The organism is Streptomyces sp. NPDC001450 (genome assembly GCF_053597295.1).
In genome coordinates this window covers 127,351-146,608 of record NZ_JBSFHY010000024.1, presented here as the reverse complement: position 1 = coordinate 146,608, position 19,258 = coordinate 127,351, and the positions used below count along the sequence as shown (strand labels likewise).

The following is a 19,258-nucleotide window of genomic DNA, read 5'->3' as shown; positions in this document are numbered from 1 at the left end:
TAGCCGACACAGAGGCAGTCGCCGCCGATGTACAGATCACCCTCGACCCCCACCGGACACGGCTCCATGTCCCCGTCGAGCACGTAATAGCGCGCGTTGTCGATGGGACGGCCGTAAGGAATGCTGCGCCAGTCCGGGTCGATCTCACGGACCCGGAAGTAGTTCGACCACACCGTCGCCTCGGTCGCCCCGCCAAGACTGATGATCTCCGCGTTCCCGAACACCCCGCGGACCTCGTCCGGCAACGACAACGGCGTGTAGTCACCGGAGAGGAACACCAAACGGAGGTCGTCGGTTCCCTGGTACCCGGCGTTCCCGGAGAGCAGGGAGGCCACCTGGTTGAGGGTGGTGGGCACCGAGTCCCAGAAGGTGATCGGCTCGGTGAGCAGCAGGTCGAGCAGGAGCTGGGGGTCGCGCTGCTGGGTGGCGTCCGCGATGTAGAGACCCCCGCCGCAGCCCAGGAGACCGAAGATGTCGAAGACGGAGAGGTCGAAGCCGAGCGAAGTCACGCACAGCCCGACGTCGTCGGGGCCGAAGTCGAAGGTGCGGTAACACCAGTTGAGCAGGTTGTGCACGGGGCGATGGGTGACCTCGACACCCTTGGGCTTTCCGGTGCTGCCGGAGGTGAAGACGATGTACGCGGTGTCGTCCGGCCCGGCGACCGGTTCCGGATCGGGGAGTGCGGCCTGCGCCGCGCGGGCCTCGTCCACCTCGATGACCTGGACGCCGTCCGGGACCGTCCAGCGTTCGGTGTCGGAGGTGGACACCACCGTGGTCGCTCCGGCGTCGGCGAGCATGCCGGCGACGCGCTCGGCCGGCAACGACGGTTCCAGGGGCAGGTAGGCGCCGCCGGCCTTGAGCACACCGAACACCGCGGCGATCATGACCGGGCCGCGGCGGATGCCGACCCCGACGACGGTCTGCGGTCCGACGCCGCGCTCCTTGAGGTCCCAGGCGATACGGTTCGCCCGCTGGTTCAGCTCGCCGTAGGTCATGGTCCCGCCGGCCCAGCGCAGCGCGATCGCGTCCGGCCGTAGCCGGGCCTGCTCCTCGAAGAGCAGGTGAACCGGGCCCGGACAGGGGAAGTCCCGGGCCGTGTCGTTCCACTCCACGAGGATCTTGTGGCGCTCGTCCGCGTCCAGCGGCCGGCCCGCGGCCTCGTGCGCTGCGGCCGTGGTGCCGTGCTCCCGCTCGCCGAGGGACGGCACGTCGACGGCGCCGACGGTGATCCCGGGGTCGGCGGCCACCTGCTCCACCACGCGTACGAACCGCGCCGCGATCTGCTCGACCGTCGAGCGGTCGAAGAGGTCGGTGGCGTACTCGATCTCCCCCATCACCGACCCGTCGGACTCGTCCGGGGCCAGGTTGAAGAACAGGTCGAACTTCGCGGTGCCGGTCGGGATGGGCTCCATCGACACCGTCAGGCCGGGCATGTCCAGTTCCGGCGGCACATTGTTCTGCCACGCGAGCACCACCTGGAACAGCGGGTGGTGCGCGGCCGAACGTTCCGGCCGCAGCAACTCGAGCAGTCTTTCGAACGGGACGTCCTGGTTCTCGTACGCCGCGAGCGCCTTCTGCCGCACCTGTTCCAGCACCCGCTCGAACGACGACTCCGCAGACAACCGGACCCGCAGCACCCACGAGTTGACGAAGAATCCGATCAGGTCGTCGAGCGCCTCGTCGGTGCGGCCCGCGATCGGGGATCCGACCGTCACGTCGTCGCCGCTGCCCATCCGGTGCAGCAACACGGTCAGCGCGGCCTGGAACACCATCGACACCGTCGCGCCGTGGGCGCGGGCCATCGCCTCGACCCGCGTCCGCGTCTCGGTCGAGAGGCCGATCTCGACCGATCCTCCCCGGTGGCTCGCCACCTCGGGGCGGGGCCGGTCCAGCGGCAGCGGCAGCGGCTTCGACACCCCGGCCAGTTCCTCACGCCAGTACGCCGCCTGGACCGACAGGAGGCTTTCCGGGTCCGCCAGATCTCCCAGTTCCTCCCGCTGCCACAACGTGTAGTCCGCGTACTGCACCGGCAGTTCCGTCCATTCCGGCTCACGGCCGGCCACCCGCGCGCGGTACGCCACGGACACGTCCCGCGTCAACGGCGCCAACGAGGCACCGTCACCGGCGATGTGATGGATCACCAGCACCAGCAGGAACTCTTCGTCACCGCTCTGGACGAGGCTTCCCCGCAGCGGTACGTCGGCCGACAGGTCGAACCAGCCGCTCGTGACCGAGGAGATGACACCGGGCACCCGGTCAGGAGCCACCCGCCCCCAGTCCTTCCAGGGCAGCACGACCTCGGCCGGGTCGAGGACGCGCTGGAACGGCTCGCCGTCCAGTTCGCCGAAGACCGTCCGAAGGACCTCGTGACGCGCCATCACGTCCTGGAACGCCGCGCGTAACGCGGCCGTGTCCAGCGCGCCGTGGAACCGCAGAAGCAGCGGGATGTTGTAGGTCGAGGACGGGCCCTCGAAGCGGTTGATGAACCAGATGCGGCGCTGCGCGTACGACAGGGGAATCATTTCCTCGTTCACCTTTCGATCACTCTGCGCAACTGCAAACGCGGTGTCCAGATCAACGGGGCACTCATCGGACCAATCGTTAGGCCGACTCGGGGGATTGGCCACCGAGGTGAAAGAAGTCGGTCAGAGACTGCACCGCGGAAGCCGGAGGGTCTGACCAGAGCTCCACACCCCGTGACGGGACGACCGTGCCCATGGGAGTGAAATGCTCCGGCCCTCGGACGAAGCGCGCCGGCGGTTCCTCACTTACCGCGTCTATTTCGTCGAGTGTGCCGTTGGGTCACCCGAAGCGCACCGATCCGTACGCGGACCTCGAGAATGCGAGGAAGTCGGAGCTCGCCAACGAGCCTCACAGTGTGGCCTGGCCGACGATCAAGAGCCACGCGGAAAATACTCCAGCGGTAGATCGTGGTCCTGGCGGCCGGACGACTTACCACTGCTTCCGGCCACCGCCACCTGCTGATCCGCCGAAACCGCACCACCGGCGAACTCGCCTACCACCGTTGCTACTCGCCTCAACCAGTGCCACTGGCGACCCTGGTCCGGGTCGCTGGATCAAGGTGGCGAGTGGAGGAGACGTTCCAGTCCGGAAAGGGCCTGGCCGGACTGGCCGAGCACCAGGTCCGCCATTACGCATCCTGGTCTCGCTGGGTAACCCTCGCGATTCTCGCGCACGCCTTCCTCGCCGTCGTCCGCGCCGACGAACACACCCGCCAGCCCGCCCGGGACAAGCTGATCCCGCTCACCTGCAACGAGAGGTTCCGACGAGCGAACGGTCGTCGACGATCCCCGTGGCCGCGAACCGGCACCTTCTCCCGCCCCGATGACGACGAGAGGTCCTCAGTGCCCAGGCGCGATGACGGGAACACGCACCTCCGTCGTGGCCCGCGGCGGAACGAGGGCGCGGCCGACGAGCACGGCGGGGTCGTCGGTCACAGCGCTTCCAGCGCGGCCCGGGCGGCGTGGTGGCCGCACATCCCGTGCGCCCCGGGGCCCGGCGGGGTCGCCGCCGAGCAGAGGTAGTGACCGGGGAGCCCGGTGGCGTACGGATCGAGGCCGAGGCGGGGGCCGAGGAGGAGTTGGGGGATGTTCTTGGCGCCGGTGAGGATGTCGCCGCCGACGTAGTTCGGGTTGTGGGCGGGGAAGGCGGAGGTGGGGCGTGTGCTCATGCCGATCACGCGGTCCCGGAACCCGGGGGCGAACCGCTCGATCTGGGCGATGATCGCCTCGGTGGCGTCGCCGTCGTAGCCGTGCGGCACATGCGCGTAGGTCCAGACCGGGTGCACGTCGCCGACGGAGCGCTGCGGGTCTGCCAGGTACTGCTGGCCGACCAGGACGAACGGACGCTCGGGCATCCGTCCGGCACTGATCTCCCGTTCCGTGAAGGCCACTTCGGAGAACGGGCCGCCGACGTGCACGGTGCCCGCCCGGCGCGCCGGCAGGGCGGACCAGGGCACACCGCCGTGGACCGCGAAGTCCACCTTGAAGGCGCCCGGTCCGTGCCGGAACCGCCGGTAGGCGCGGGCGACGCGCGGCGGCAGCCGGTCGCCGAGGATGTCGGCGACCGCCCCGGGCGCGAGATCGAACATGGTCACGTCCGCGGGCGGAAGGTCCGCGGCCGACCGGACCCGCACCCCCGTCTCGATCTTGCCGCCGAGATCGGCGAGCAGGGCCGCGAGGGCGTCGGTGATGGCGCGCGAGCCGCCCGCCGCGACCGCCCAGCCGTGCCGGTGCCCGGCGGTCAGGATGCCGAGGCCGATGCTGGAACTCATCGGGTGGTGCAGCGGCTGGAAGGCGTGGGCCGCCACTCCGCCGAACAGTGCCCTGGCCTCCTCCGTGGCGAACAGGCGCGCCACTGCCGCGGCGGGCAGCAGGGCCGGGAGCCCGAACCGGGCGAGCCGGACCGGGTGACGCGGCACCCGGAGCAGCGGACCCATGACGTCCTCCGCCAGGGTGTCGAAGGCGGCGGCGGGTCCGTCGAACAACCGCCGCCATCGCGCCCCGTCCCGGCCCAGCGCGGCCGCGGTGTCGCTGACGGAGCGGTACAGGACGCCGGCCGTTCCGCCGTCGAGCGGATGCGCGCAGTCGACGTCCGGCAGCCGCCACTGAAGGCCGTACCGGCCCAGGTCCAGCTCGCGCAGGAACGGCGACCCCACCGCCATGGGATGCACCGCGGAGCAGTGGTCGTGCAGCAGTCCGGGCACGATGGCCTCGCCGCTGCGGGTGCCGCCGCCGATCTCGTCGGCGGCCTCCAGGACCGTGACCCGCAGCCCGTGCAGGGCCAGGGTGACGGCGGCGGCCAGCCCGTTCGGCCCGGCCCCCACCACGATCGCCTCACTCATGGGCCGCCGCCGGTGCGGGGGTCGCCGGCGCGCAGTGCCGCCGTACGGGGATGGCCGGGGCGTCCTCGGCCAGCCAGGGCCGGCGGGCCACCATGTCGGCGACGGTCACACAGCCCTCCTCGATCGGCCCTGTGGCCGCGTCCACGATGCGGTAGTGCTGGCACTGCCGCTGCATCGGCTGGGACTCGAGAACGATCACACGCAGCTCGCCCGGTTCGTAGTGGCAGCGCTCCTGGACCGCGCGCAGCAGCTGCTCGTGTTGCAGATGGCCGTCGCCGCAGTCCCACCCCAGGACGGCGCCGGCCACGGTCTCTCCGTCGCGGACATCGTAGGCGTCCACGTCGTCGAGGGCACGGGGCAAGCAGGCCGTTGAGGGCGCGTCCGTGGCTGCGCCGGGACCCCCAGGCCAGCGCCTTGTGCAGCATGACCGATACGTGCGCCCCGGCACCGCGCGGTCTGGTGGTCGGCTTGCGCGCCGTGCACAAGCGCCGCGTACGACGTCGTGAAACGCGCCTATGGGCCCGGTTCGTAGCGCGTTTCTTCGGTCCTCCTGTTGGTCCCCCCTCAGGCGCCGACGTAGGCCGCGAGGTGTTCGCCGGTGAGGGTGGAGCGGGCGGCGACGAGGTCGGCCGGGGTGCCCTCGAAGACGATCCGGCCGCCGTCGTGACCGGCACCGGGACCGAGGTCGATGATCCAGTCGGCGTGCGCCATGACCGCCTGGTGGTGCTCGATGACGATGACCGACTTGCCGGAGTCGACCAGGCGGTCGAGCAGGCCGAGCAACTGCTCGACGTCGGCGAGGTGGAGGCCGGTGGTCGGCTCGTCGAGGACGTACACACCGCCCTTCTCGGCCATGCGGGTGGCCAGCTTGAGCCGCTGCCGCTCGCCACCGGAGAGGGTCGTCAGCTGCTGGCCGAGGGTGAGGTAGCCGAGGCCGACGTCGGCGAGCCGGTCGAGGATGCGGTGCGCCGCAGGCGTACGGGCCTCGCCGGCCGCGAAGAACTCCCCGGCCTCGGTCACCGACATCGCCAGCACCTCGCTGATGTCCCGGTCGCCGAGCCGGTACTCGAGCACCGATGCGTCGAACCGCCTGCCCTCGCACTCCTCGCAGGTGGTGGCGACGCCGGCCATGATCGCCAGGTCGGTGTAGATGACGCCGGCGCCCTTGCAGGTGGGGCAGGCGCCCTCGGAGTTGGCGCTGAACAGCGCCGGCTTCACGCCGTTGACCTTCGCGAACGCCTTGCGGATCGGGTCGAGCAGTCCGGTGTACGTCGCCGGGTTGCTGCGCCGCGAGCCGCGGATCGCGGCCTGGTCGACCGACACGACACCCTCGGCGGCGGGGATCGACCCGTGCAGGAGCGAGCTCTTGCCGGAGCCGGCGACGCCGGTGACGACGGTCAGCACCCCGAGCGGGATGTCGACGTCGACGTCCCGCAGGTTGTTCGTCCGCGCGCCGCGGATCTGCAGCGCTCCGGTGGGCCTGCGCACCGTGTCCTTGACGGCGGCCCGGTCGTCGAAGTGACGGCCGGTGACGGTGCCGCCGGCCCGCAGCCCCTCGACGGTGCCCTCGAAGCAGACGGTGCCGCCCGCCGCGCCGGCGCCGGGGCCGAGGTCGACGACGTGGTCGGCGATCGCGATCACCTCGGGCTTGTGCTCCACGACGAGCACGGTGTTGCCCTTGTCCCGCAGGCTCAGCAGCAGGTCGTTCATCCGCTGGATGTCATGGGGGTGCAGGCCCGTCGTGGGCTCGTCGAAGACGTACGTGACGTCGGTGAGCGACGAGCCGAGGTGGCGGATCATCTTGACGCGCTGTGCCTCGCCGCCCGACAGCGTGCCCGAGGGCCGGTCCAGCGAGAGGTAGCCGAGGCCGATCCGCACGAACGAGTCGAGGGTCTCCCCCAGCGCCGTGAGCAGCGGCTTGACCGACGGTTCGTCGAGACTGCGGACCCATGTGGCCAGGTCGCTGATCTGCATCGTGCAGGCGTCGGCGATGCTGATCCCCTTGATCTTCGAGGACCGGGCCCCCTCGCTGAGCCGGGTGCCGTCGCAGTCGGGGCAGACGGTGAACGTCATCGCCCGCTCGACGAACGCGCGGATGTGCGGCTGCAGCGCGTCGATGTCCTTGGACACCATCGACTTCTGGATCTTGGGGATCAGACCCTCGTACGTCAGGTTGACGCCCTCGACCTTGATCTTGGTCGGCTCCTTGTGGAGGAGGTCGTGCAGCTCCTTCTTGGTGAACCTGCGGATCGGCTTGTCCGGGTCGAAGAAGCCGCATCCCTTGAAGATCCGGCCGTACCAGCCGTCCATGCTGTAGCCGGGGATCGTCAGCGCGCCCTCGCTGAGCGACTTGCTGTCGTCGTACAGCTGGGTCAGGTCGATGTCGGTGACCGTGCCCCGGCCCTCGCAGCGCGGGCACATGCCGCCGGTGATGCTGAAGCTGCGCCGCTCCTTGACGGTCTTGCCGCCGCGCTCGACCGTGACCGCGCCCGCACCGCTGATCGAGGGGATGTTGAAGGAGAACGCCCGGGACGACCCGATGTGCGGCTGCCCGAGCCGGCTGAAGAGGATGCGCAGCATCGCGCCCGCGTCGGTGGCGGTGCCGACCGTGGAGCGCGGGTCGGACCCCATCCGCTGCTGATCGACGATGATCGCGGTCGTCAGCCCTTCCAGCACGTCGACGTCGGGGCGTGCCAGCGTGGGCATGAAGCCCTGCACGAAGGTGCTGTAGGTCTCGTTGATCAGCCGCTGCGACTCGGCGGCGATCGTGTCGAACACCAGGGAGCTCTTGCCCGAGCCGGAGACGCCGGTGAAGACGGTCAGCCGGCGCTTGGGGATCGCGACGGTGATGTCCTTGAGGTTGTTCTCACGTGCGCCGTGCACGCGGATCAGTTCGTGGCTGTCGGCAGCGTGCGGCGCAGGCGACTGCGTGTCCGTCCTCTTGGCCATGCTTCTCGTCTCTCCATCCCTCGGGCGGGCCCGCCGTCACGCTCTCCACCGGTGCCGCGTGGCTCGATCCGACCGGCACCGAGCGTAACGTCCGATTTTCCTACGTCGGACGGCGTCCGTGGCGGCCACGGTAGCCGCGGCTCGGCGACCGGCGCTTCTCCATTCCTGACCGGTCCGGTGACGACCGCGAGGCGGGCCTCGGTGAGGGACCTAGACCGCGAACGCGTCGACGCCCGTCAGCTCCGCCGACAGCGCCCACAGGCGGGCCGCCTGCTCGGGGTCCGTCGCCCAGGCCTTCACGCCCTGGCGCTCGCCCTCGGGGGCGGGCTCGGCGATGTCGCAGTCCTCGAGGTAGACGCCGCCGAGGCCCTCCAGCTGGGGCGAGGTCGCCGCCCACACCTGGGTGGCCGCACCCTGCTCCGGGGTCTTGAAGCCCTCGGGGTTGAGCACGTTGCCCTGCTCGTCGATCCAGCCGCGCTCCACCATCTCCGCCCTGGGCAGGTGCCGCTGGAGCGGGGTGATGATGCCGCCCGGGTGGAGCGCGAAGGCGCGCACCCCCTTCTCCCTGCCGAGCTTGTCGAGGTGGACGGCGAACAGGACGTTCGCGGTCTTGGCCTGGCCGTAGGCCTCCCACTTGTCGTAGCCCTGGCGCCAGTGGACGTCGTCCCAGCGGATGCCGGAGAAGTGGTGGCCGCGGGAGGAGACGGAGACCACGCGGGCACCGCCGGGTTCGATCGCCGGCCAGAGACGGTTGACCAGGGCGTAGTGGCCGAGGTGGTTGGTGGCGAACTGCGCCTCCCAGCCGGGTCCGACCCGGGTCTCCGGACAGGCCATGATCCCGGCGCTGTTGATCATGAAGTCGACGGTGCGTCCGGAGGCGAGGAACCGCTCGGCGAACGCCCGTACGCTCTCCAGGTCACCCAGGTCGAGCTCGTCCACCTCGACCCCGTCCAGACCCGCGAGCGCCTCCAGCGCGCTGCCCGGACGACGCGCCGGCACGACGACCTCGGCCCCCGCCCTGGTGAGCGCCCGGGTGGTCTCCAGTCCGAGCCCCGAGTAGCCACCGGTGACGATCGCGAGCTTTCCGCTGAGATCGATGCCTTCGAGAACGTCGTCGGCCGTGCTCCCGGCCCCGAAACCCGAACCGATCTTGTGCTGTGCAGTGCTCATGCCCGAAACGCTACGAATTGGAGCACACTCGAAGTCAAGCGGAGCCAGGATGATCAGCGGATCGCCACGACCACATGACTGTCGCCGTACTGCCAGACGGGCCCGGCGTGCCCGAACCCCGCCTGCCGCAGGAGTTGCAGGTGCGCGGACAGAGTGAGCCGGGCGGCGTTGTCCGTTCCCGTCGGGGGGCGACGGGCCTGGTGTTCGGCGTAGAGGTCGGTCATTTCGGGGTCCTCGGAGATCGCCGTCCACCAGGAGGACCAGTCTTCGTGCGTGAAGGCCCGGCGACGTTCGGCTCGGCGGTGTCCGATGTGTCCGGCGATCTCGGCGAGTCCGGCGTCGTCCTGGGGGAGGTGGTCGCCGTTGATGAGGATGCCGCCGGGGCGCAGGAGGGATGCCAGTTGGCCGTAGGTGCGGCGCAGGGTCTCCGGGGTCAGGCAGTGGAGGGCCGTCGTCGACACGGCCGCGTCGAGCGGGCGGTCGAGGCCGAGGGCCACCGTCCAGCCGGGCTCGCCGATGACCGTGTCGACGTAGCGGGCCGCGTCCGCGTGATGGGTGCGGGCCAGCTCCAGCAGGAGCGGGTCCCGGTCCACCGCCACGATGTCCGCGTCCGGCAGCCGCCGGGCCAGGCGGGCCGCCAGCGATCCGGGGCCGCAGCCGAGGTCGACGATCAGCGGCCGATGGGCGGCGCTCGCGGCGATGTGCTCGACCATGTCGGCGATCACCGTGAAGCGCTCCTCACGGTCGACGGCGTACCGCTCCTGCTGCCGCTCCCACCGTTCCACCCACCGCTCGGCCGTTGCCAGACTCAGCCCCATACGGTCGTGCCACCTTGCCGTGTCGCCCCTGATTCCTGCACAGAGGCTACAGGTGACAACAGTTTCCATTCCCTGGTTGAGTGCGGATATCACCCTAGGGTGGCAAGGACCGACAGCAACCTGTCGATCTCCTCCATGCTGTTGTACACGTGCAGACTCACCCGTACCGAGTCGGCCTTCTCCCCCGAACTGCCCTGGCAGTGGCTGTCGGAGCGGACCATGAAGCCGTGGCTGAAGAGGATGAACCCCAGGTCGCCGGAGTCGATGCCGCGGTGCCGGAAGGTGACGATGCCCTGGCGCTGCTGTACGGGTGAGTCGGCGGCGACGCTCGTCCGGCAGCCGAGGATCTCGTAGGCGTCCAGGTGACGCAGCCGGTCGGTGAGCCGGGCCGCCAGGGCGACCGTCCATTGTTCGATCCGGTCGGTCCCGGCGGCCTCCAGCCAGTCCAGCGCCGCGGCCAGGGAGGCGATGCCGACGGTGTTGGGCGTACCCGGCCAGCCGCCGGGGGCGAACGCCGGTCCGCGTGCCTGGCGTGCCCAGACGGCCCCGGAGCCGGGCAGAGCCATGGCCTTGTGACCGGAGAAGACGACGAAGTCGACGTCCAACTCGGCGACGGACACCGGCAGATGGCCGACGCTCTGGGCGGCGTCCAGGCAGATGACGGCGGCCGGGCCCACAGCCTCACGGATGCGGTGGATGTTCATGTTCCCGCCGTAGACGTGGTGGACATGCGTCACGGCGACGAATCGGGTGCGCGGCCCGGCGAGGGACGTCAGCGCCGTGTGGTCGTAGTCGCCGGATGCCTGCTGGTACGGCATCGGCAGGACGCGGACCCGTACGCCCCGGCCGGCCAGCTGCTCCCGGGCCTCCAGCCAGGGTGAGATGTTGGCCTCGTGGTCGGCGACCGGGACCACGATCTCGTCGCCGTCGGCGAGGAGTCGAGGAAGCCAGTCTCGGGCGATCGCGCGCAGCCCCTCGGTGGTACCGCTCGTGAAGTGCACGGCGGACCGCTCCGGGTCCGGGTCGTCGAGGAACCGTTTGACGCGCTCGCGGGTCTCCTCGACCAGGGCCGTGGTCCTGTTGGCCCAGGTGTAGGTGCCGCGCCCGGCGTTGGCGTTGGCCGTGGTGAGGTAGGCCTGGACCGCGTCGAGTACGGCCTGCGGCTTCTGCGCGGTGGCCGCGCTGTCCAGGTAGGCCAGCTCCGGGTGCCCGGTGATGATCGGGAACTGGGCGCGCAGAGCGCTCAACTCCGCGATGTCAGACGGTTCTTGAGCACGGATCCTGGGTGCCGTCATGCCGCTCGGTCCCGTACCAGGGGTGCGCCGGCGTCGCGCCAGGCGATGATGCCGCCGGTCAGGCTGCGGACGTCCGGGTGCCCCATACGGGTGAGCAGCGCGGCGTAGCGGGCGGACTTCTCACCGACCGGGCAGGCGAGCAGCACCGGGCGGTTGCGGCTGAAGGGCAGGCCGCCATGGACCAGTTCCTCGAACAGCTCGTCGACGATGTTGACCGAGCCGTCGATGTGCAGGGCGGCGTACGCGGAGGGGCTGCGCAGGTCGACCACGAGCGGCCGGCCGGCGGCGATCCATGCCCGGGCCTCGGCGATGCCGACGGCCGGAGCCTCGCGCATCTCGGTCTCGGACACGTCGGCCGGTGAGTTCCTGCGGCTGGGGCGGCCGAACAGGTCAGGGCGCCGCCGGCGGACGTAGCTCAGGTAGCTCTCGACGCGGTCGCAGACGATGAAGACGGCCGACTGCCGCTGTGTCAGTTCGCTGTCGGCGGCCCGCAGTCGGCGGAGGGCGCCGAAGTAGGCGGCTCCCCCGGTGGGGCCGGCCAGGATGCCGCACCGGCGGTTCAGGATCAGCATGCCCTCGATCGCGTCGTCGGCGCTCACCGCCTCGATCGTGTCGTAGGTGCAAGGGTCGAACAGCCCGACCTCGCGCGCCTCGTCGATGGTGCGGATGCCGGGGATGAAGTCGGACTTGTCCGCGACCAGTCCGACGACCCGTACGGCGGGGTCGTGTTCGCGCAGCGCGCGGGCGACGCCGGTGGAGGAACCGGCCGTGCCCACGCAGGCGACGAACCAGTCCGGGGCCCGGCCGTCCAGGTCCTTGACGATCTCCGGGCCGGTGCCGGTGAGGTGGGCCTCGGTGTTGCGCGGGTTGAAGTACTGGTCGGTGTGCAGGAAGGCGCCGCCGGGTTCGGACAGCGTCCGGTGGAAGAGGGTGAGAGGGTCGTCGGTGGCGGTCGGGTCCAGGCATTCGCTCTGGCCCGGAAGTTCCTCGATCTCGGCGCCGAGCAGCAGCAGGAGGTCCTTGATCTCCGGGATGCGCATCCGGTTGGTGACGCTCTTGAAGGTCAGGCCGTGCATCCCCGCGAGAACGGCCAGCGCCTTGGCGGTGTTGCCGCTGGACAGCTCCACGACCTGCCTGCCGTCCGCGGCCGCGGCCTGGAGGTCGGGGCGCGCCATGTTCCAGGCGGCCCGGTCCTTGACCGATCCGAACGGGTTGAGCAGTTCCAGCTTGGCGTACAGGTCGATGTGGGTCAGACCGTGTACGGCCGGGTCGATGCGCACGAGCGGAGTGTTGCCGATGGCCTCGGTGATGCTGTCGTACCTCACTGCGCTCCTCCCACGGAGGTGGTCGGCCAGTACTGATCGTCCAGGCACCAGCGCCACGAGCCGCCGTCCTGCCAGGCGGCGACCTTGCGGGCGGCCGGCTGGTGCTGGGCGCGGGTGGCGTGGAAGTCCATGCAGTAGCCGGCGGTGTTCACGAACGCCATCAGGTCGCCCGGTTCGGGGCGGCGGGGCAGGAACACCGTCCGCCGGGTGATCAGGTCGGCCTCCAGGCACAGACTGCCGAAGAGATGGACGGCGACCGGCTCCGCGGCGGGGCCGGTGCGTGCCGGGTCCCGTGGGAGGACCAGGGGGTCGACGAGGACCCCGTGCTCCTCCAGGGCGATGTCGTCGGACTTCGCCTCCAGCCGTACGAGAAGCTCGCCGCCGGTCTCCTGGGCGCGGACCTCCAGCACCCTCGCGAGCGTCAGCCCGCACAGGTCGAGCAGCGCCCGCCCGGGTTCGGTGTGCAGGTCGTAGAGGTGCTCCAGCAGCAGGTCGGCCAGGGGGCGGCCGTCGAACGACGCGGCGGGGTGCGCGAGGAGCTCGTCGAGGTACCGCGCCCCGGCGACCGGCCGGTACGCGGGGTAGAGGCCGAGCGCGCCGCGCAGGGTGCCGGCCTCGTTGCGCAGCCCGTAGCCGTGCCCGCCCCAGGTCAGGGGTGATCGGGTGCCGAGGACGGCGGCGGTGAGCTCGGTCGTGTACCGCTCCCACTGCTCGCGGTCGGCAAGGTGGTTGACGCCGAATCCGCCGCCGATGTCCACGGCCGACGGCCGCAGTCCCCGCTCCCGGCACTCCTCCAGCACGCGCAGGCAGCCTTCGAGCGCCGTCGCCTTCTCGTCGAGGCTGGTGGTGTCCAGGTGGTACGCCACACCCGCCGGGTCGAGGACGTCACGGTGCCGCTCGACCGCCTCCAGCAGCGGCTCCAACTCCCGCACGGGTGAACCGAATCGGCTGCGCCGGCTCAGCACCCGCACCCCGGCGGTCTCGAACCCCGACAGCCGCAGCAGGACGCGGGCCCGGGGCAGGGCGTGCTTGCGTACGAGAGCGGCGAGCTGCTCAAGCTCGTCGCGGCCGTCCACGCTGACGGTGACCGACGTACGCGCGGCCAGCCAGAGGAACTCCCTGTTCTTCGGTCCGGTGGCCGTGATGCGGTCGGGAGTGAATCCGGCGCCGAGCGCGTGCTGCAGCTCGCCCAGCGACGCGACGTCCACGCCCGCGTCGGTGGCGGCCAGCCGCCTCAGCAGGGCGCTGGACCGGTTGGCCTTGTGGGCGAAGAAGACCTGGCCGCAGAGGTGATGCCGGCGGTACACCGCTCGGAACCGCTCCAGATTCGCGGCGATCTGGTCGGGAACGACCGCGTGCAGCGGCGACCCGAGCGCGTCCACGAGCGTGTGCAGCAACTCGCCGGACTCCGTCAGCGAGCGCAGCCGCGGCTCCAGCCGCGGATGGAGAAACAGGGGCTGCCCGCCCATACCTGGTCCCTCCCCCCGTACCCGGGCCCGGCATCCCGGGCACGGCCGACCACTCCCCGCGGTTTGCCGTATGACCCTCTTCCCCCATCCGTTCGGTTTACGCCCCGTACCTCCTCCAGTGGGAGCAAGTCGGCAGGTTTTCGCCGGAGCCCGACCCTGGGAGCCCCCCACGTGCGGGTACCGCTGACCGGCGACGCCGCCCGCAGCGGGTGGGGCTCGCGGACCTCCACGATCGCGGCCGCGGCGCGGCCGCACGGTCCACTCGGAGGGGATGGCCACACCTTGATGTGATCTTTACGGGGTGATAGATGCCTATGCCGGGATTAGTAGACATATCGCATTAATGATCTCTTGCTGACATAGTGCCGCCATGGACTTCACGACTGCCGGCAGCCGACACGGCATCCGTACCCGCCGTGCGGCCCTTGCCCTGGCCGGTGCCGTCGGCATCGCGGGGGCCGCCGTCCTCACCGTCGTCCTCCCCGACGGGGAGGACCGCGCGCCGGACCGCGCCGGGCACCCCGCCCCCGGCGCCTCCCCCGGCTCCCCCGGTGAGGCTCCTTCCCCCGGCGCCCGCGGACTCGGCGACCCGCTCGTGCCGCTCGACGGCAACGGCGGCTACACGGTCCGCCGCTACACCCTCGACTTCGACTGGCGCGCACCCCGCACGCCCTTCGCGGCGACTACCACCGTCCGTGCCACCGCCACGCAGGCCCTGTCCCGCTTCGACCTCGACTTCGCGGGCAACACGCTGCACACGGTCACCGTCGACGGCACCCCGGCGAAGGCCGTGCGCGACGGCGACGAGCTGGTCGTCACCCCGGCGAAGCCGATCGCCCGCGGGGGTGCGTTCACCGTCCGGGTCGCCTACACCGCAGACCCTACGCAGCGACGCCACCGCGACGACGCGATCCAGGACTACGGCTGGGTCCCCACGGCCGACGGCACCCTGCTGTCGCTCCAGCCCGACGGCGCCAGGATGGTCTTCCCGGCCGACGACCACCCCAGCGTGCGGGCGCCGTTCACCTTCCGGATCACCACCCCGCCGGGGCTGACCGCGGTGGCCAACGGCCGGCTCGTCGGGCACGTGCGGCAGCCCGACGGACGGATCCGGTGGACCTACGACTCCGAGGAACCGGTCGCGGCCCAGCTGGTCCAGCTGGCCATCGGGAGGTTCTCCGTCGTGGACGGCAAGGGCCCGCACGGGCTGCCCGTCCGGGACGTGGTCCCCGAGGACCTGGTCACGGACACCGAGGCGTACCGCGCGCTCACCCCCGAGCACCTGGCCTGGCTCGAACAGCGGCTCGGCCCCTATCCCTTCCGCCGCTACGGGGTGCTGGTCGGGAACACCGACCTGCCGGTGGCCCTGGAGACCCAGTCGCTGTCCGTCGTGCCGAACGCCGATCTGTCGGGGGATCAGGTCGGCGCCGAGCGCAACCTGGTGCACGAGCTCGCCCACCACTGGACCGGCGACAGCGTCGCGATCCGGCGGTGGTCCGACCTGTGGCTGAGCGAGGGACACGCCCGTTTCTACGAGCTTCTCTACTCCGACACCCACGGCGGCATCGACCTGGAGGGCATGATGCGCGCCGCCTACGAGCAGCACGACCAGTGGCGGCACGACGACGGCGCACCCGCCGAACCGACCGCGTCCACCCTGTTCCGGCAGATGCGCTACGACGGCTCGGCGCTGGTGCTCTACGCGCTGCGGGAGAAGGTGGGCGAGGACACCTTCGACCGGATCGAGCGCTCCTGGGTGACGACGTACCGGGGCCGGACCGCCGGCACCGTGGACTTCGTCAGGCTCGCGTCCCGCGTCGCCGGCGAGGATCTGACGCCCTTTCTGACGTCTTGGCTGTACGGGCCGCACACCCCGCCCATGCCGGGGCACCCCGACTGGCAGGTGGACCCGGTCGAGGGCTGAGCCCGCCCCCGGGACGGGCAGGGTGCCGCCGACCGGGTGGCCTGTGCCCGACGGCTGGTCCACGCCGGTGACGCTCGGCGCGACGCGGCGCGCGAGGCACGGAAACGTACGAGGGGTGACGCGAAGGGCAACCCCCATTGCCCGGAAAGGCAGTCCACTGTGCCCTGGTCGCATCTGTCCTGGCCACCACGCTGAACCTCGTCGGAGGCACCTTCATGAAAAAACGCGTCGCCCCCCGCGTCTCCAGTGCCGTACGCGGGCACCGGCGGATCATCTGTGTGACCGCTTCGGCGGCGCTTCTGGTGCCGTTACTGATCGACCGCTCGGGGGATGTCACTCCATCCGACCAACGTCTGCAGGACGAGTACAAGGCCGCCGCGAACGAGTACCACGTCCCCCGGAGCGTGCTCATGGGCGTGTCCTACCTGCAGTCGCGGTGGGACTCCCACCAGGGCGCGCCGAGCGTCGTCGGCGGCTACGGTCCGATGCACCTGGTGGACGCGCCCCAGCCCCAGCAGACGCCGCAGCTCAAGAAGGGACGGCCGCAAGCGGGAACGGCGGGGTCGCCCGCCCCGCGCACGCCGACCCCCGCGGCGGACCTGCGACAGGCCGCACGCCTGACCGGGCTCGCGGCCGAAGAGCTGCGGACGGACGACGCGGCCAACGTACGCGGTGGCGCGGCCCTCCTCGCGGCGACCCAGCGACGGCTCGGCAAGCCGCTCAGCCCCGATCCGGCGGACTGGTGGGAGACCGTGGCCGACTTCCCGGGCGCCGCCGACCGGGCCTCGGCGGAGACCTATGCGGACGACGTCTTCGACGTGATCCGCCGGGGCGCGCACCGCACCACCGACGCGGGGCAGCGCGTCACCCTCGCCGCGAGCCCCCGTGTCCGCCCGCACCGCGCCGCCACCACGGGCGCGCCGCGGCCGAAGGAGGTCGACTGCCCGCCCGAGCTGTCCTGCTCCTGGCTCAGCGCGCCGTACGTCGAGATCGACGACGACCAGTACGGCAACCACCAGCTGGCCGACCGGCCCAGGGACCAGCGGATCGACTACATCGTCATCCACGACACCGAGGCGCCGCTGGCGTCGATGCTGCAGACGATCCAGGATCCGGAGGAGGCGTCGTGGCACTACTCCATCCGCTCCCGGGACGGCCACATCACCCAGCACGTCAAGATCAAGGACGCGGCCTGGCACTCCGGCAGCCAGTTCGTGAACGCCCGCTCGATCGGGATCGAGCACGAGGGATTCCTGCGGCATCCCGACGCCTGGTACACGGAGACGATGTACCGGTCCTCGGCCCGCCTGGTGAAGTACCTGGCGAAGAAGTACGGGGTTCCGCTCGACCGGCAGCACATCTTCGGCCATGACAACGTGCCGGCCCCGACCGAGGACTCCATCCCGGAGATGCACGACGACCCGGGCCCCTTCTGGGACTGGCGGCACTACTTCGACCTGCTCGGCGCGCCGCTGAAGGCGACGGCCGGGCCGGACAGCGACGTCGTGATGATCCTGCCGGACTACCCCTCCTACAAGCCGCAGTTCACCGGCTGCGACAAGAGCGGTGTGAAGTGTGTGCCGCACGGGTCCAGCGCGGTCCGCCTGTACACCGATCCGAACGACAACGCTCCGCTGATCCAGGACCCGGGCCGGCACCCCGACGGCGAGGACTCCACCGTGGACGTCAACGACCTGGGGTCGCGGGTCTCCGCGGGCCAGACCTTCGCGGTCGCCGACCGGAGCGGCGACTGGACGGCGATCTGGTTCCAGGGTCACAAGGCGTGGTTCAGGAACCCGAAGGGTCGCCCGACGGCGGTCGGTGCGCGTGGCAGGATGGTGACCCCGAAGGCGGGCCTGAAGGAGATCGAGGTGTTCGGCCGCGCCCTGCCGGAGGAGGACGCCTATCCGGAGGGGACGGACGAGCAGCCCGAGGAGTCGCCCCTCCCGTACACCATCCGCGCGGGCCAACGGTATGTGACGCAGTCCCGCGTCCTCGGCTCCTACCTGGAGAAACCTTCCTCCGACGACTCCCCGTCCACGGTGGTGCAGGGCCAGGAGGAGTACTACGAGATCCAGCTCGGCCACCGGCTCGCCTATGTCCGGGCGAGTGACGTCGACGTGGTGAAGTCGGCGGCCGCGGCGGCGGGCCCGCCCCGACACGCGACGGCTGTTTCCCCACGCTGACCCGAAGGTTCCCGGGCCGTCGACCACAGGTCGGCGGCCCGGTGCGTGGGCCGGCCGGCGCGGTGCTCCTCCCCGGCGACCCACGCCGCGTTGACGGTGATGCCTCGCAGCGCCTGGAGTTCGGTGAGGGCCTGGCCGGGCCCGTGCGGGGGCGGGGAGAGGTCGGCGGCGGTGCCGGGCGCCGGCCATGACCTGCAGCGGCGGGTACGGCGCGATGGGCCAGTCGGAGCCGAGGACGGCCCGGGCTCCGACCGCCCACAGATCACACCAGCGGAACGCGCGCGCGGCCCGCTCCTCGCCGAGCCGGCGTGACCAGTTGTCGGTGTGGTCGGCCCGGGTGAACTCGCAGCAGTGGGTGGGCTGCATGGACCCGGCCACACCGAGCCGCGCGAACCGCCGTGGGGCCGTTGGCGGCTTCGGGGGTGTACGCGGTGTCGACGCGCGCCGTCCGCCGGCAGGGGTGAGCAGTCGGGCGGCGGTGCCTCAGACCTCGCCGAGGAAACCCGGATCGGCCGGGCCCAGCTGCCGGGCGAAGTCCGCCGCCACACCCAGGACTTCGCGCATCGCCACGGCCCGCCGGGTCGTGGCCGCGAGGTCGTCGTGCGCCTCCTTGGACCACAGGAACGGGTAGACGGTGATGCCCTGGCCGCCCTGGCCGAGGCGGCCGAGCGGACCGCCGCCCTGCCCGCCGACGCGCTGGCCGACCGGACACGGCTGGCCCTGGACCTGGTCGTGGCGGAGGCCCGGGAGATGCCCGCGGCCAGGTGGGACACCCTGGTGGCGGCGCTCGCCGGCTGGCGGCACCCCGCCTGGTACACCCTCCTGCGCTGTCAGCGGGAACTGGAGCACCACCAACTCGACCTCGGCGTGGGATACGGCACCGCCGACCGGCCGACGTCGTACGTGTCCTGGGCGCTCGACGAGACCCTCGCCACCCTGCAGACCCAGGGACATCCCCTCTCCCGCGTCGAGGCGGTCGACCTGGGCCGCAACTGGTCCCCGGCTCCCGAGGGCCCCTCGATCGCCGGGCCCGGGCACCTCCTGCTCGGCTGGCTCAGCGGGCGGACTCCGGCCACGGGCCTGGTGGCCGACGGTCCGGCCGAAGCCCTGCCCTCTCCCCCGGGGTGGCCGCAGCCGCCGACGCCCGGGTGGGGCCCGACCGACGACGTCCTCGGCCACGGCCGACCCACGGTCCCGTCGAAGGACGTGTGCTGGACGCACAGCTGACAAACCGTGAAACTGGAGCACCTCCGACGCC

Annotated in this window: 12 protein-coding genes and 2 pseudogenes; 4 read left to right on the top strand and 10 right to left on the bottom strand. The window is 71.4% G+C overall.

What is annotated here, in order from left to right:
• Positions 1-2,522: non-ribosomal peptide synthetase (locus ACWC5O_RS25895; RefSeq protein WP_450781074.1), on the bottom strand; the 2,522-nt coding region annotated here is incomplete at its 3' end.
• A 444-nt stretch (positions 2,523-2,966) separates the two neighbouring features.
• Here ACWC5O_RS25895 and ACWC5O_RS25890 point away from each other — a divergent pair.
• Positions 2,967-3,278: pseudogene (locus ACWC5O_RS25890) on the top strand (IS701 family transposase); the annotation flags it as partial.
• Between the two features lie 176 nt (positions 3,279-3,454).
• Here ACWC5O_RS25890 and ACWC5O_RS25885 read toward each other — a convergent pair.
• The 8 genes from ACWC5O_RS25885 to ACWC5O_RS25850 all read right to left on the bottom strand — a co-directional run bounded on the left by ACWC5O_RS25885 (position 3,455) and on the right by ACWC5O_RS25850 (position 13,890).
• Positions 3,455-4,864 (bottom strand): phytoene desaturase family protein, encoded by a 1,410-nt coding sequence (locus tag ACWC5O_RS25885; RefSeq protein ID WP_450583694.1) that lies wholly within the window; start codon positions 4,862-4,864, stop codon positions 3,455-3,457.
• The gene (locus tag ACWC5O_RS25880) at positions 4,857-5,204 is read right to left on the bottom strand and encodes a DUF3556 domain-containing protein (protein ID WP_450583692.1); all 348 of its coding nucleotides are present in this window, start codon (positions 5,202-5,204) and stop codon (positions 4,857-4,859) included. The genes ACWC5O_RS25885 and ACWC5O_RS25880 overlap by 8 nt, the downstream gene beginning before the upstream one ends.
• Positions 5,205-5,428: 224 nt before the next feature.
• On the bottom strand, positions 5,429-7,813 hold the full coding sequence (locus ACWC5O_RS25875) for an ATP-binding cassette domain-containing protein (protein ID WP_450583690.1): 2,385 nt from the start codon (positions 7,811-7,813) through the stop codon (positions 5,429-5,431).
• Positions 7,814-8,023: 210 nt separating this feature from the next.
• Entirely contained in the window at positions 8,024-8,983 is a 960-nt protein-coding gene (locus ACWC5O_RS25870; protein WP_450583688.1) for an SDR family NAD(P)-dependent oxidoreductase, read from the bottom strand.
• Between the two features lie 53 nt (positions 8,984-9,036).
• Complete coding sequence (locus ACWC5O_RS25865; protein ID WP_450583686.1) at positions 9,037-9,801, bottom strand: class I SAM-dependent methyltransferase; 765 nt, start codon at positions 9,799-9,801, stop codon at positions 9,037-9,039.
• An 89-nt stretch (positions 9,802-9,890) separates the two neighbouring features.
• Positions 9,891-11,096, bottom strand: a complete 1,206-nt coding sequence (locus ACWC5O_RS25860) for an aminotransferase class V-fold PLP-dependent enzyme (RefSeq protein ID WP_450583684.1) — start codon at positions 11,094-11,096, stop codon at positions 9,891-9,893.
• Entirely contained in the window at positions 11,093-12,421 is a 1,329-nt protein-coding gene (locus ACWC5O_RS25855; protein WP_450583682.1) for a pyridoxal-phosphate dependent enzyme, read from the bottom strand. The genes ACWC5O_RS25860 and ACWC5O_RS25855 overlap by 4 nt, the downstream gene beginning before the upstream one ends.
• On the bottom strand, positions 12,418-13,890 hold the full coding sequence (locus ACWC5O_RS25850; RefSeq protein ID WP_450583681.1) for a Y4yA family PLP-dependent enzyme: 1,473 nt from the start codon (positions 13,888-13,890) through the stop codon (positions 12,418-12,420). Before ACWC5O_RS25850 ends, ACWC5O_RS25855 begins: the two co-directional genes overlap by 4 nt.
• Before the next feature lie 370 nt (positions 13,891-14,260).
• Here ACWC5O_RS25850 and ACWC5O_RS25845 point away from each other — a divergent pair, with 370 nt between their 5' ends.
• Together ACWC5O_RS25845 and ACWC5O_RS25840 are read left to right on the top strand one after the other, a co-directional pair.
• Complete coding sequence (locus ACWC5O_RS25845) at positions 14,261-15,814, top strand: M1 family metallopeptidase (RefSeq protein ID WP_450583680.1); 1,554 nt, start codon at positions 14,261-14,263, stop codon at positions 15,812-15,814.
• Between the two features lie 215 nt (positions 15,815-16,029).
• Positions 16,030-18,000: an N-acetylmuramoyl-L-alanine amidase gene (locus tag ACWC5O_RS25840; protein ID WP_450583678.1), complete on the top strand. Its 1,971-nt coding sequence runs from the start codon at positions 16,030-16,032 to the stop codon at positions 17,998-18,000.
• 5 nt (positions 18,001-18,005) lie between these two features.
• Here ACWC5O_RS25840 and ACWC5O_RS25835 read toward each other — a convergent pair.
• Positions 18,006-18,414 (bottom strand): annotated as a pseudogene (locus tag ACWC5O_RS25835) (amidohydrolase family protein); the annotation flags it as partial.
• A gap of 186 nt (positions 18,415-18,600) precedes the next feature.
• Between ACWC5O_RS25835 and ACWC5O_RS25830 the strand changes: the two are divergent.
• The gene (locus tag ACWC5O_RS25830) at positions 18,601-19,227 is read left to right on the top strand and encodes a hypothetical protein (RefSeq protein ID WP_450583676.1); all 627 of its coding nucleotides are present in this window, start codon (positions 18,601-18,603) and stop codon (positions 19,225-19,227) included.
• The last annotated feature ends 31 nt before the right edge of the window (positions 19,228-19,258 follow it).

Coding starts and splice junctions, on each gene's coding strand:
- ACWC5O_RS25840 (WP_450583678.1), top strand. CDS start 16,030: ATGAAAAAACGCGTCGCCCCCCGCGTCTCCAGTGCCGTACGCGGGCAC.
- ACWC5O_RS25865 (WP_450583686.1), bottom strand. CDS start 9,801: ATGGGGCTGAGTCTGGCAACGGCCGAGCGGTGGGTGGAACGGTGGGAG.
- ACWC5O_RS25870 (WP_450583688.1), bottom strand. CDS start 8,983: ATGAGCACTGCACAGCACAAGATCGGTTCGGGTTTCGGGGCCGGGAGC.
- ACWC5O_RS25860 (WP_450583684.1), bottom strand. CDS start 11,096: ATGACGGCACCCAGGATCCGTGCTCAAGAACCGTCTGACATCGCGGAG.
- ACWC5O_RS25845 (WP_450583680.1), top strand. CDS start 14,261: ATGGACTTCACGACTGCCGGCAGCCGACACGGCATCCGTACCCGCCGT.
- ACWC5O_RS25885 (WP_450583694.1), bottom strand. CDS start 4,864: ATGAGTGAGGCGATCGTGGTGGGGGCCGGGCCGAACGGGCTGGCCGCC.
- ACWC5O_RS25875 (WP_450583690.1), bottom strand. CDS start 7,813: ATGGCCAAGAGGACGGACACGCAGTCGCCTGCGCCGCACGCTGCCGAC.
- ACWC5O_RS25850 (WP_450583681.1), bottom strand. CDS start 13,890: ATGGGCGGGCAGCCCCTGTTTCTCCATCCGCGGCTGGAGCCGCGGCTG.